Source organism: Rhodococcus sp. LB1, from assembly GCF_001583455.1.
GTDB classification, from domain to species: Bacteria; Actinomycetota; Actinomycetes; order Mycobacteriales; family Mycobacteriaceae; genus Rhodococcus_F; species Rhodococcus_F opacus.
In genome coordinates this window covers 73,510-86,381 of sequence record NZ_LTCZ01000389.1, presented here as the reverse complement: position 1 = coordinate 86,381, position 12,872 = coordinate 73,510, and the positions used below count along the sequence as shown (strand labels likewise).

The 12,872-nt window shown below is 67.0% G+C and carries 11 protein-coding genes and 1 pseudogene; 9 read left to right on the top strand and 3 right to left on the bottom strand.

Annotated features, from left to right (window positions below; translation table 11 throughout):
- Positions 1-162, top strand: a pseudogene (locus AZG88_RS52215) (histidine ammonia-lyase); the annotation flags it as partial.
- Positions 163-232: 70 nt separating this feature from the next.
- Positions 233-1,096 carry an alpha/beta fold hydrolase gene (locus AZG88_RS36865; RefSeq protein WP_061700545.1) on the top strand — a complete coding sequence of 288 codons (864 nt, stop codon included), beginning with the start codon at positions 233-235 and terminating at the stop codon, positions 1,094-1,096.
- Between the two features lie 7 nt (positions 1,097-1,103).
- Here AZG88_RS36865 and AZG88_RS36860 read toward each other — a convergent pair whose 3' ends face one another.
- Positions 1,104-2,360 carry an NAD(P)/FAD-dependent oxidoreductase gene (locus AZG88_RS36860; protein ID WP_061700544.1) on the bottom strand — a complete coding sequence of 419 codons (1,257 nt, stop codon included), beginning with the start codon at positions 2,358-2,360 and terminating at the stop codon, positions 1,104-1,106.
- 85 nt (positions 2,361-2,445) lie between these two features.
- On the bottom strand, positions 2,446-3,609 hold the full coding sequence (locus AZG88_RS36855; protein WP_061041764.1) for a helix-turn-helix domain-containing protein: 1,164 nt from the start codon (positions 3,607-3,609) through the stop codon (positions 2,446-2,448).
- Positions 3,610-3,756: 147 nt separating this feature from the next.
- Between AZG88_RS36855 and AZG88_RS36850 the strand changes: the two genes are divergently transcribed.
- The 6 genes from AZG88_RS36850 (at position 3,757) to AZG88_RS36825 (ending at position 10,228) form a co-directional block, all read left to right on the top strand.
- On the top strand, positions 3,757-4,758 hold the full coding sequence (locus tag AZG88_RS36850) for a zinc-binding alcohol dehydrogenase family protein (RefSeq protein ID WP_197436098.1): 1,002 nt from the start codon (positions 3,757-3,759) through the stop codon (positions 4,756-4,758).
- A gap of 12 nt (positions 4,759-4,770) precedes the next feature.
- Positions 4,771-5,664 carry a universal stress protein gene (locus tag AZG88_RS36845; protein ID WP_061041762.1) on the top strand — a complete coding sequence of 298 codons (894 nt, stop codon included), beginning with the start codon at positions 4,771-4,773 and terminating at the stop codon, positions 5,662-5,664.
- Positions 5,665-5,701: 37 nt separating this feature from the next.
- Positions 5,702-6,481: an HAD-IIA family hydrolase gene (locus AZG88_RS36840; protein WP_005251797.1), complete on the top strand. Its 780-nt coding sequence runs from the start codon at positions 5,702-5,704 to the stop codon at positions 6,479-6,481.
- Between the two features lie 80 nt (positions 6,482-6,561).
- Complete coding sequence (locus AZG88_RS36835; RefSeq protein WP_005251799.1) at positions 6,562-7,116, top strand: DUF6764 family protein; 555 nt, start codon at positions 6,562-6,564, stop codon at positions 7,114-7,116.
- Positions 7,117-7,344: 228 nt separating this feature from the next.
- Positions 7,345-8,970, top strand: coding sequence for a chaperonin GroEL (groL, locus tag AZG88_RS36830; RefSeq protein WP_005251801.1), 1,626 nt, complete (start codon positions 7,345-7,347; stop codon positions 8,968-8,970).
- Positions 8,971-9,244: 274 nt separating this feature from the next.
- The gene (locus tag AZG88_RS36825) at positions 9,245-10,228 is read left to right on the top strand and encodes an alpha/beta hydrolase (protein ID WP_061700543.1); all 984 of its coding nucleotides are present in this window, start codon (positions 9,245-9,247) and stop codon (positions 10,226-10,228) included.
- A 576-nt stretch (positions 10,229-10,804) separates the two neighbouring features.
- Here AZG88_RS36825 and AZG88_RS36820 read toward each other — a convergent pair.
- Complete coding sequence (locus tag AZG88_RS36820; RefSeq protein WP_005251806.1) at positions 10,805-11,011, bottom strand: PspC domain-containing protein; 207 nt, start codon at positions 11,009-11,011, stop codon at positions 10,805-10,807.
- A 784-nt stretch (positions 11,012-11,795) separates the two neighbouring features.
- On the opposite strand from AZG88_RS36820, the gene AZG88_RS36805 reads away from it, so the two are divergent.
- Positions 11,796-12,839, top strand: coding sequence for an alpha/beta hydrolase (locus tag AZG88_RS36805; protein WP_061041759.1), 1,044 nt, complete (start codon positions 11,796-11,798; stop codon positions 12,837-12,839).
- Positions 12,840-12,872: the final 33 nt, after the last annotated feature.

Here is a 12,872-nt window from a genome sequence, read left to right as displayed (position 1 = left end):
CCGTCGCCGGCGACGGGTGCGGTGCGGGACACGATCCGTGAGCACGTTCCCGGACCGGGGACCGATCGTCACCTCGCGCCGGAAATCGAGGCCGCGGTCACCCTCGCGGCCTCCGGCGCGCTGGTCGCGAGCGCGGAGACGGTGGTGGGAAAGCTGGACTGAGCGGCGTGCCCCGCGGCCCGTTGATGTCTCGAGCTTTGCGAACTACCGTGGAATGCAGGAGATGGTCCTCATGACTCTCGCGGAGTTCGACACACGCAGGAAGACCGTCGACACGGACCGTGGTCCGGTGAGCTACCTCGATTCCGGCACCGGCCGTGTGGCCTTCGTCATTCACGGTGTCGGGACCTCCGGCTACCTCTGGCGCAACGTGATCCGTCAACTCGAGGGAGAACGGCGGTGCGTCGCCCTCGACCTTCCGCTGCACGGTCACACCCCCGCCGCGCCCGATCAGGACTTCACCCTCGGCGCACTCGCCGGCGTGGTCGCGGCCACGTGCGACGCGCTGGGGCTGTCGAAGGTCGACGTCGTCGCCAACGACACCGGTGGGGCGGTCGCGCAGATCTTCGCGGCCCGGCACCCCGACAGGTTGTCGTCGCTGACGTTGACGAACTGCGAAACCCATGACAACGTGCCGCCGAAGGCGTTCCTTCCCGCCGTGCTGCTCGCCCGGGCGGGACTGCTCGCCCGGATTGCGCGACCGCTGGCGAGGAACGTGTCGAGGGCTCGTAAGTTGTTGTACGGCAGTGGGTATCAGAATGTGCGATCACTGCCGGAGGAAGTCGTGGCGTCGTACGTCGAGCCGCTGCTCGGCACCCACGACCGAGCACTACTTTTCCAGCGCTGGATCGCGTCCCTCCATCCACGCGATCTGCTCGCGGTCGAGTCGGACCTCGCGGCACTCGAGGTACCCACACTCGTCGTGTGGGGCACCGGGGACGTGTTCTTCCGGACGAAGTGGGCCTACTGGCTGCGCGACGTCATCCCGGGGGCGCGGGAAGTGGTGGAGATCCGGGGTGGCAAGTTGTTCTTCCCCGACGAGCGGTCGCGCGAACTGGTCGTCGAATTGCGCAGATTCTGGGCAGCCCGTTCCTGAGCCGCGCTCAGCGCAGGGGGTCGAAATGCCGCATGACGCCGGGAACCTCGCCGCCGGTCATCGAGTCGGCCAGCATGCGTCCGGTGAGCGGCCCCAGCGCGATGCCCCACATTCCGTGACCGCCCGCCACGTGCACGCGGGGGGAGCGGGTGGCGCCGACGAGCGGAAGTCCGTCGGTGGTGCAGGGCCGGGACCCGACCCACTCCTCCTGACGCGATTCCCAGTCGATGCCGGTGAACATGGGCGTCGCGGCCTCGATGATCGCCTGGACACGGCGCGGATCGAGAGGTGCGTCGGGACTGCGGAATTCCATCATTCCGGCGACGCGGAAACGGTCCTGCAACGGCGTGCACGCCACTCGCTGGGTGGGGAAATAGATCGGGTTCTTCGGCATCTGCTGGGGCTGGACGCTGAAGCTGTAGCCGCGGCCGGCCTGCACGAGGGCGCGGACACCGAACGGGCGGGCGAGTGCATTGAGGCGTGCGCCGCTGGCGATGACGACGGCATCGGCGGCTACCGCGTCGCCGGTGGCCGAGACCAGCCGGACCCCCGACTGTCCCCGATCCTGCACAGCCGTCACGTCGAAGCCGGGCCTGATCTCGCCGCCACGGGCCCGGACGGCGTCGGCGAGTGAGTGCACGAAGCGCGGCGGGTCGATGAAACGTTGGTTGCGCAGCCTCAGACCGGAGTGCACACCGTTGCCGAGACTCGGCTCGAGAGAGTGGATCTCGTCCCTGTCGACGCGGTCGTACTCGACCTCCCCGCCGGCGGCCTCGACGTGACGGAACTCGTCGACGAGCGCTTCGCGGTCCTCGTCCGACTTGAACGCGGTGAGGAACGGGTCGGCGAGATGGGTGTGCTCCCGCACGCCGCCGTCCGCGAGTTCGTCGTAGGCGCCCAGGGAGATCCGGTTGACCTCGGCGTACACCTTCATCGCGTCCGCCCACCGGGAGGGCGTGCAGTGCCGGGCGAAGCCGACGAGGAAACGCACCAGTCGCAGATCGGTCGTGAAGGGAACGTAGACCGGCGACGACGGATTCAGCATCGCGCGCAGCCCGTACTTCAACACGGCGGGCTCGGGCAGCGGCAGCGTCAATGCCGGTGCGAGCCAACCCGCATTGCCCCAGGACGCGTCCGACGCGACACCATCCCGGTCGACGACCGTGACGCGCACGCCACGCTCCTGGAGGAACCACGCCGCGGACAATCCGACGACGCCTGCTCCGACGATCGCGACATGGTCAGGGCGCTGCACTGTGCTCATGACTCCATCATCGGTCGGCGACGGCGCCGGGGGAGTAGCCGTTCGGCCAGTCCCGGACAGCGCCCCCTGTGCAATCGGCCAGGGGTCACATATCCCGCAGTCCCGTCAGCTTCAGATGCAACATCAGAATGAGCCGGGTGTCCGCGTCGGTCAGGTCCACATCGCACGAATCGACGCAGCGTCGCAATCGGTTCCTCAGGGTGTTGGGGTGCACGTGCAGTGCGGCCGCCGCATCGGCGACATCGCCGCCGTGGGCCAGGAAGGCACGGGCCGTGGCCACGAGATCGGTCCCGTGCTGCTCGTCGTGCCGGGTCAGCGCGGCGAGCGGGGTGAGCTCGCCCAGGCCGTCGAAGATGTCCGCGACGCGCAACGCCAGCACCGACGCGAGACTGTCCCGCATCGTCCCGACGACTCCGCCGGACCGGGCGTGCTGCAGGACGGTGAGGACCCGGTCGGCGTCCCCCCGCGACAGGTGAGCCTGGCTCGCCGTAGTCACTTCGCGTCCGACGGCGACCACGAACGCGGCCCCGCTGCGGGCGCGTCCGAGGAAATTCTCGGCGAGGCGCCGGACGTCCTTCTCCGATGCGGCGATGACCACGTAGATGACGTCGTCGAGCTGGGCGGCGACCGAATCGACCGCCAACGTGTCGAGGTACAGGCCGAGGGAGGCGAGCAAGCCGGACGGCAGCGGGCGCCCGATCGCGACCGGGGCGGCCGCCGCGACGGTCAGCCTTCCCCCCAGCCGGAGGTCGTCGGCGGCGCGGAAGGCGGGCTCGCCACCGTTGATCAGTGCACGCACCCGATCGACCTGCATCCGGCGCGTCACGTCCACCCGTTCCCGCTCCGCCGCGATGTGTTCGGCGACGACGGGGACCGCGGACCGCAGGATCGATTCCTGTTCCGGGGTGGGGGCGGACGTCATCGCCGCCCAGATGGACCCGACCGAGCGTCCCGCGTCCCGCACCGCGATCACCGCGCGGGGAGTCATGTTCGGCATCCGCATGTCCACGTAGAAGACGTCGGTGTCGCGATGCAGGCGTTCGAAGATACCGGCGTCCTCGAGGAGCTGCCGGTACTTCCCGGGCACCTGCCGTCCCAGGATGGTCTCGATGCGGGCTTGGTCCACAGCCTGCTCGCCGCTCGAATAGGCCAGAACCGTCGAGTTCTCGTCCTCGATCGTGATCGGCGCGCCGATCAGCTCGGCCAGCGACCCCGCCACCGTGAACAGGTCTTCACCGCGCAGGTCCATGTCTGGGAGCCTAGTTGCCGGGGACGGTCCGGCCCGGTCTTCGCCGCGACACCGTGTCATCGAGACACGGGGCTCCGGGTCCTGGCGGTGGCCACCCCGCACGGGCATTGTGGGGGTATGGCGGCGGCGCAGGGCGGAACCGGAACGATGGCCGCGTGGCGCGTGGTCGCGCCCGGCCCCGTCGCGGGCCACCCTGTTGAACTCGGACGTGAGACCGTTCCCGAGCCGGGACCGGGCGACCTTCTCGTGAAGGTGCTGGCGTGCGGAGTGTGCCGCACCGACCTGCACGTGACCGAAGGGGATCTGCCCGTGCACCGGGCCCGGGTGATTCCCGGCCACGAGGTGGTGGGGGAGGTTGCCGCACTGGGTGATTCGGTGTCGGGGTCCTTCGCGGTCGGCGACCGGGTGGGTATCGCCTGGCTGCGTCACACCTGCGGACATTGTGCCGCCTGCCTGCGCGGCGCGGAGAACCTGTGCAGGCAGTCGCAGTACACGGGTTGGGACGCGGACGGTGGATACGCCGAATTCGCGACGGTCCCGGCCGACTACGCGCTGCACCTGCCGGAGGGCTACTCGGACACCGAACTCGCACCACTGCTGTGCGCCGGGATCATCGGATACCGCGCACTCGACCGTGCCGCGGTCCCCGACGGCGGTGCACTGGGCATCTACGGGTTCGGCGGCAGCGCGCACCTCACCGCCCAGGTCGCGTCGATCCGCGGCGCCCGGGTGCACGTCATGACGCGTGGGGCGGAGGCCCGTGCGCTGGCGCAGCGACTCGGGGCGGCATCCGTGCAGGGAGTGCGCGACGTGCCGCCGGAGCCCCTCGACTCCGCGATTCTGTTCGCCCCGGTGGGCGATCTGGTGCCCGTGGCGATGGAGGCGCTCGCCGACGGCGGCACCCTCGTCGTCGCGGGGATCCACCTCTCCGACATTCCCGCGCTCGAGTATCAGAGGCATCTGTTCCGGGAACGGCAGATCCGTAGCGTCACCGCGAATACCCGTTCGGATTCCGTCGAATTCCTGCGGATCGCAGCGGAACACCGGCTGAGTATCGACATCCATCCGTACCCACTCGACCGCGCCGACCGGGCGCTGCAGGACCTGGCCGGCGGAAAGTTCAGCGGTGCAGCAGTTCTCGAGCCGTAGAGGGAGAGAGATATGAGCGAACATGCAGGGGCGCCCGTGGTCGTCGGCGTCGATGGTTCACGCGCCGCGCTCGACGCGGCGCGCTGGGCCGCGGGCACGGCGGTCCGGCTCGACGCCCCACTCCTGCTCGCCCACACCTACCCGGACGAGGCCACGTTCTACAACGGCACCGCGATGATGATCGACGCCCAGTTCATCCAGGAACTGCGCGAGGACGGCAACTCGATGCTCGACGCCACCACCGCAGCCGTCCTGCAGGACCATCCCGGACTCGCCGTCGAGCGCGACGTCCGATCGGGCGCGGCGGCGTCCCACCTGATCGAGTTGTCGAGGGCGGCGCGGATCGTGGCGCTCGGTGCGCAGGGTGCGGGCGCGGTCACCGACTACCTCCTCGGGTCCACGGTGCTCCGGACGGTCAATCACGCGCACAGCCCGGTCGCGGTCGTCCGGGGAGCGCCCGCGACGGCGGCACCGGACAACCGCCCGATCGTCGTCGGTGTGGACGGTAGCCAGGTCAGCGAGAAGGCCGTCGAGGAGGCGTTCGCACTCGCGTCCGCGTTCGGCGTCGGTCTGGACGTGGTGCACGCGTGGAGCGGAGAGAAGCAGCACGGGCTCGCCCATGCGTCGAAGTACGTGGACTGGACCGCCTACGAGGAAGGGGAGAAGGCCGTCGTGTCCGAATGCCTCGCCGGCATCCGGGACGAGTACCCGGACGTGCCGGTGAACGAGATGACGACACAGGGGGTGTCCGCCGACGTCCTCCTGCGGCACGCGACGACGGCGCAACTGCTGGTGGTCGGAAGCCACGGCCGCGGCAAGGTGCTGGGTGCCCTGCTCGGATCCGTCAGCCAGAATCTGGTGCACCACGCACCCTGTCCCGTCCTCGTCTGCCGGGCTCGGCAGTGACACGACACCGTCCGAGCCGCGCGGATAGGCTCCTGTCATGGCTGGGGTCGAGGGTGTCCTGCTCGATATCGACGGGGTGCTGGTTACTTCGTGGCATCCGATCGACGGTGCCGCCGCCGCGGTGCGGGAGGTGCGCGAGCGCGGACTCGCGTGTGCCTACCTCACCAACACGACGTCCCGGACGTGCGACGAGATCGCCGACGCCCTGCGGTCGGCGGGCATCGAGGCCGACTCCGGCGAGATCGTCACGGCGGCCCGGCTCACCGCGGAGTACGTCCGGTCGACCTACCCCGGGTCGCGGGCCTGGGTCCTCAACAGCGGCGACATCACAGCAGATCTGTCCGGGATCGAACTGGACGACGACGATCCCGACGTGGTGATCCTCGGCGGCGCCGGGCCGGAATTCACTCACGACGCACTCAGCCGCGTGGTGGAGTTGATGCTCGATGGCGTCCCCGTCGTCGCGATGCACCGGGCCACCACATGGGCCACCCACGACGGGCTGCGCATCGACACAGGCACCTACCTCCCGGGTATGGAGGAGGTCGCGGGGACCAACGTCGTCTCGGTGGGCAAGCCGTCGCTCGCGGCGTTCCTCACCGCCACCGATCTGATGGGCACGGAACCGGACGCGACAGTGATGGTCGGTGACGATCTGACGAATGACGTCCTGGCCGCGCAGCGGGTGGGACTGACCGGCGTTCTGGTGCGGACGGGCAAGTTCCGCCAGTCGGTTCTGGACCTCGCCCCGCAGCGACCGGACCACGTCGTCGACTCGGTCGCGCAGCTGCCGAAGCTCCTCGACGAACTCGCCTGACCGCGGTCCGGGACTAACCGCCCGCGAGCGGGTACTCTCGCGGCGAATCCTCCAATTCGACGTTCCCAGAAGGAGCTTCCATGCTCGCTGTCTCCACACCCGTCACCTCGACCGCCTCGGCATCTCGTACTCGTATCTCGACTCTGTTCGGCCGACGGCTGGCACGTGTGGGAGCGGCGATGGCCGTGGGTCTGGGCGTCGCGGCGGGAATCTCGGTGGCCGGCGCAGGCGTCGCCGGTGCCGCCCCCGTCAACTGTGTCTCCCCGCCGTCGGCGAACGACGTCCAGGTGTCGGACACCGCGAGCTGCGGTGCCAAGGCGACCGACGCCGGCGTCGCCCACGCGATGGCCGCGGACAGCGGCACCGCGGTGAGTGTCGCCAACGGACACAGCGGCGCCACCACGTACGCCAACGGATACGGAACGTCGCTCGGTGCGTCGACCGGCTCGGGTCAGGCGTACGCGCTCGCGCTCGGCGGCGGCATCGCCCGTTCCGGTGCGGCCGACGGCACCACCACCGTCGCGATCGCCGGGTGGGGTTCGGGTGCGACTGCCGACGCGAACGGCGTCGACTGCGTCGGTGCCCTGTCCCTCGCGTTCAACGTGAACACCGGTCAGGTCTGTGCGATGCGCTGATCGCCCGGCGCACCGGTTCCGTCCCGACCTTGCACTCACCCTGTCCGAGTGCTAAAAATGCACTTGGCACTCACGACGCGTGAGTGCCAGGTCGGGACGGTGAGACCGGGAACCAAAGACACCCCTGGTCGTCCGTCGCGGGCACCGAACTCGGCCGAAGGCGTAAATGAGGCGACCCGACTAGCGGTCGCCTTGTGTGTCACCCCCAATCCGGAGGATCACTTCGCAATGGCCAAGATCATCGCGTTCGACGAAGAGGCCCGTCGCGGCCTCGAGCGGGGACTCAACGCCCTCGCCGACGCAGTCAAGGTGACGTTGGGCCCCAAGGGTCGCAACGTCGTGCTCGAGAAGAAGTGGGGCGCCCCCACGATCACCAACGATGGTGTTTCCATCGCCAAGGAGATCGAGCTGGAGGACCCCTACGAGAAGATCGGTGCCGAGCTGGTCAAGGAGGTCGCCAAGAAGACGGACGACGTCGCCGGCGACGGAACCACCACCGCTACCGTTCTCGCCCAGGCTCTCGTCCGTGAGGGTCTCCGCAACGTCGCTGCCGGCGCCAACCCGCTGGGTCTGAAGCGCGGCATCGAGAAGGCCGTCGAGGCCGTCACCGTGCGTCTGCTCGAGACCGCCAAGGAGATCGACACCAAGGAGCAGATCGCTGCTACCGCTGGTATCTCCGCAGGCGACCCGTCCATCGGTGAGCTCATCGCCGAGGCCATGGACAAGGTCGGCAAGGAAGGCGTCATCACGGTCGAGGAGTCCAACACCTTCGGCCTGCAGCTCGAGCTCACCGAGGGCATGCGCTTCGACAAGGGCTACATCTCGGCGTACTTCGCCACCGACCCGGAGCGTCAGGAAGCCGTCCTCGAGGACGCGTACATCCTGCTCGTGAGCTCCAAGATCTCCACGGTCAAGGACCTGCTGCCGCTGCTGGAGAAGGTCATCCAGTCCGGCAAGCCGTTGGTCATCATCGCCGAGGACGTCGAGGGCGAAGCCCTGTCCACCCTGGTGGTCAACAAGATCCGTGGCACCTTCAAGTCCGTGGCCGTCAAGGCTCCCGGCTTCGGTGACCGTCGCAAGGCTCAGCTCGCCGACATCGCCATCCTCACCGGTGGCGAGGTCATCAGCGAAGAGGTCGGCCTCTCCCTGGAGACCGCCGGACTCGAGCTGCTCGGCCAGGCACGCAAGGTCGTCATCACCAAGGACGAGACCACCATCGTCGAAGGCGCGGGAGACCCCGAGGCCATCGCCGGTCGCGTGTCGCAGATCCGTGCCGAGATCGAGAACAGCGACTCCGACTACGACCGCGAGAAGCTGCAGGAGCGCCTGGCCAAGCTGGCCGGTGGCGTTGCAGTCATCAAGGCCGGCGCTGCCACCGAGGTGGAGCTCAAGGAGCGCAAGCACCGCATCGAAGATGCCGTGCGTAACGCCAAGGCTGCCGTCGAAGAGGGCATCGTCGCCGGTGGTGGCGTGGCTCTGCTGCAGTCGGCTCCCGCGCTCGACGACCTGAAGCTCGAAGGTGACGAGGCCACCGGTGCGAACATCGTTCGCGTCGCCCTCGAAGCACCGCTGAAGCAGATCGCCTTCAACGCGGGCCTCGAGCCCGGCGTCGTTGCCGAGAAGGTTCGCAACCTGCCTGCAGGTCACGGCCTCAACGCCTCGACCAACGAGTACGGCGACCTGCTCGAAGCCGGCATCAACGACCCGGTCAAGGTCACCCGCTCCGCGCTGCAGAACGCAGCGTCCATCGCGGCTCTGTTCCTGACCACCGAGGCCGTCGTCGCCGACAAGCCGGAGAAGGCCGGAGCGCCCGTGGGCGACCCGACCGGCGGCATGGGCGGTATGGACTTCTAAAGGCGGCTACGCCTCCTGTGAGTGGTTGAGGAGGCCTCGGACTCGCCCACCACTCACGGGCACGAAGTGCTCGAAGAGCCCGGGACACCATCTGGTGTCCCGGGCTCTTTCTTGTCTGTGACCTGCCCTTTCTCATGAACTGGTCGGTTGTTCAACTGTTTTTCGCATTTCGGTCTCGGGCCGCGGAAATTCGGGTAAAAAGGACCTTTAGCAACCCTCCCGAACGACTTTTCGGTTCGCTGCGGCGTGGGTACGACAGAAGAGGACGAGACGAATGCGTTGTGGGCAAACGCGGCGTTACGCACGCTGGACGGCGCTGGTCGCGCTGTCGGCGCTGCCGTTGACGGCCGGTCCACCGGAGGCGTCGGCCGGACCCGAACCCGAACCCGAGACCGTGACGGTGCACGTCTATTCCCCGTCGATGGACCGGGTCGTTCCGGTGGCGGTGCAGACACCCGCGGACACCAGCGTCCCGCGCCCCACGCTGTATCTCCTCAACGGCGCCGGGGGCGGTGAGGACGAGGCGACGTGGCAACACCAGGCCGACGTCGAGTCGTTCTTCGCCGACAAGAACGTGAACGTCGTGACGCCGCTCGCCGGCGCCTTCAGTTACTACACGGACTGGCAACGCGACGACCCCGAACTCGGACGCAACAAGTGGACGACGTTCCTCACTCAGGAGTTGCCACCGATCATCGATGCGGAGTTCGGGACGTCGGGAGTCAACGCCATCGCGGGCATCTCCATGGCGGGCACGTCGGTACTGAGCCTCGCGATCGCGGCCCCGTCGCTGTATCGGGGCATCGGCGCCTACAGCGGATGCGCCGAAACGAGCACCGACGCCGGGCAGTTCTACGTCCGGACCGTGGTCGAGAGTCGCGGCGGAGCCGACTCGGAAAACATGTGGGGACCGCTGGGTGGCCCCGGCTGGGTCGCGAACGACCCGTTGGTCAACGCCGAGAAGCTTCGTGGCACAGCCATGTTCATCTCCTCGTCCACGGGACTTCCCGGGGAGCACGACACTCTGACCGCCAGGTCGGTCGACGGCGATCCGTCAGTGCTGGCCAACCAGGTGATCGTCGGCGGGATCATCGAGGCGGCGGTCGACAGCTGCACTCACCGACTGGCGTCACGATTCGACGAGCTCGGCATCGACGCGACGTTCGACTTCCGGCCCTCGGGGACGCATTCGTGGGGCTACTGGGAAGACGACCTGCACGAGTCGTGGCCGATGCTTGCCACCGCCATGGGGTGGTAAAGGGAGTATTCGCTCAGATCATGTGAATCCTGTTCTGCTGCAGCATAGCGGTGAACCCGGCACTCGCTTCGGGGAGGGCCGGCCTCACGCTGCCCGTCTCCGTCCCACCCCGGATTGCTCGAGAGTTGTTGCAGAAGAATAGTTTTCGAAACAGTCACGTTCTCGCAGAGGTTGATGCTTTAATGTGAGGGACGGTGACGGAGACTGAATTCCGTTGCTGCGCACCAGGTAACAGGAGGATTCATGGGAAGCACGACCCTGACCGACATCATCACTTTCGTCTTCGATCTGCTCGCGCAAAGCGCCACGTTCTTCAGCTGATCAGGTCACCCCTCGGCGCTGCCGGGGTAGTTCGTCACCGAAAGCGGCGCACTGTGCGTCCATGAAGATGGAGGAAGAATGGGAAGCATCACCAACGGCTGGGAAGCGATCAGCCAGTTCACTCAGCTCATCCTGGCGATCATTCCGGCCCTCGTCACAGGCTCTCTGTGACCCCGGCGCGTCGGTAGATCTCGTGTCGGCAGTGGCCGTGGATTCGTTCCACGGCCACAGTGCTTTTCGGTGCCGTCGCCTGCGTCAGTGTCCGGCCGGCATCAGCATCCAGGCGGCGAGGTAGACGAGGGCCGCGGTGCCGCCGGTGACCAGCGTGGCGACCACGGTGAGCAGCCGGACGAGGTTGACGTCCACCGAGAAGTATTCGGCGATGCCGCCGCAGACGCCTGCGAGCATCTTCTGGTTGTCGGAACGGGTGAACTGGCGGGGAGTGTTGCTGTCGAATGTCATGCTTCCATTCTGTTCGGCGGGGCCTGCCGGCACATCGGGATGTACCCCGATCTCGACCCTGGTCTTTCACCCTGAGTGCCCGCTCCACGCCGCCCGACGTTCGTGTCTCGGGGTCGATCGTTCTCCGTGTCCTCGCCGCGCCGAAGAACTCGATATCCCACACTTCGGGTCGATTCGGTGTAAGAATGAAAACTTTTGCCAAATAATAATGAATTTCGAGACGAATCGGATGCGTTCACCGGGGCGAAAGAAGAGGTGTTCGAATTCGTCGACGCCTCTTTCTCGCGCGAGTGTTTCAAGGGCAATGACAAGAAAAAGTCCGGAAACAATGCAACGAGGTATGTTCTGTCACTCTTCGATTACGAGAACGTGGATCCGGAGGTCGTGTTGACCATATATGCCCTGCTAGAGGTGCATGTTTTGACGATAATTGAGAAGTAGCCAGTACTCATTGGCGGGTTCGTCGTTAAGTCAACGATCGCAAATGTTTACCACTTTGTGCTTATTCGAGGAGAAAACTCGGGTACAAATGACGGAGCCCCTGATCGCGGGGGGAAGTTCGAAATCCACTGCGTCGAAAAGGAGTAATACTATGTCCGACAGCTTTCTGACTCTGCTCGAAGCGCTCACCACACTGATCGACTTCATCGGGTCCGTCGCGGAATAGGGACACCCCCGTTTCGACCCCACTTCTCGACGAGAGCTGGAGTCCACATGACATCATGTGGGCTCCAGCTCTCGCCTCTTCGGAGTCGGGCAGGTGACGTCGCAGCGAAGGAGAACGATGGTCAACCGCACTGCAGCGGGTAGGTACGGGGTGCGGTTTGCGCTCGCGGTCGCCCTGACGGCGGCGATTCCGTGCCTCGGAGTCCAGGCGTCCGCTTCCGCCGATCCGACTGGAGACGCCGCTGTCGCGGACGGTGGCTCCCATCTGGTGAGCACCGACGAGATCGACGACCGGCAGTTGACCATGCAGGTGTACTCGGCCTCCATGGACCGGGAGATTCCACTGCGGGTCATCACCCCCGCGGACACCAGCGAACCGAGGCCGACGCTGTACCTGCTCAACGGGGCGGGCGGCGGCGAGGACTCCGCCACGTGGCAGGCCAGGACCGATGTCGTCGACTTCTTCGCCGACAAGAACGTCAACGTGGTCACGCCCATGGAGGGCGCGTTCAGTTACTACACGGACTGGGAGCAGACCGACCCGGAACTGGGCAACAACAAGTGGACGACGTTCCTCACGCAGGAACTTCCGCCGATCGTCGATTCCGCGCTCGGCACCAACGGCGTCAACTCGATCGCCGGCATCTCGATGGCGGGTAGTTCGGTGCTGAGCCTGGCGCAGTCGGCTCCCGGCCTGTACGAGAGCGTCGGCGCCTACAGCGGCTGCGCGATGACCAGCACGGACCCCGGCCGCACGTACGTGCGGCTGGTCGTCGAGGGCCGCGGCGGCGGCGACACCTCCAACATGTGGGGACCGGAAGACGGCCCCGGCTGGACGGCCAACGACCCGTACATCAACGCGGAGAAGCTGCGCGGACTCGACGTCTACGTCAGCAACGGATCCGGACTGCCCGGGCCCGGCGACCAGCTGAACGGGCCGGGGATCAACGGCGACGTCGGAACGCTCGCCAACCAGATCCTCCTCGGCGGCGCCATCGAGGCGGCCACCAACCAGTGCACCCACGCGCTCGCGGACAAGCTGAACGAACTGCAGATTCCCGCAACGTTCGACTTCCGGCCCGTCGGCACGCATTCGTGGTCGTACTGGGAAGAAGACCTGCACAAGTCGTGGCCGATGCTCGCTGCGTCGATCGGCCTGTAGTCACCGGTCTCGGATGAGACTCGACCCCCGCAG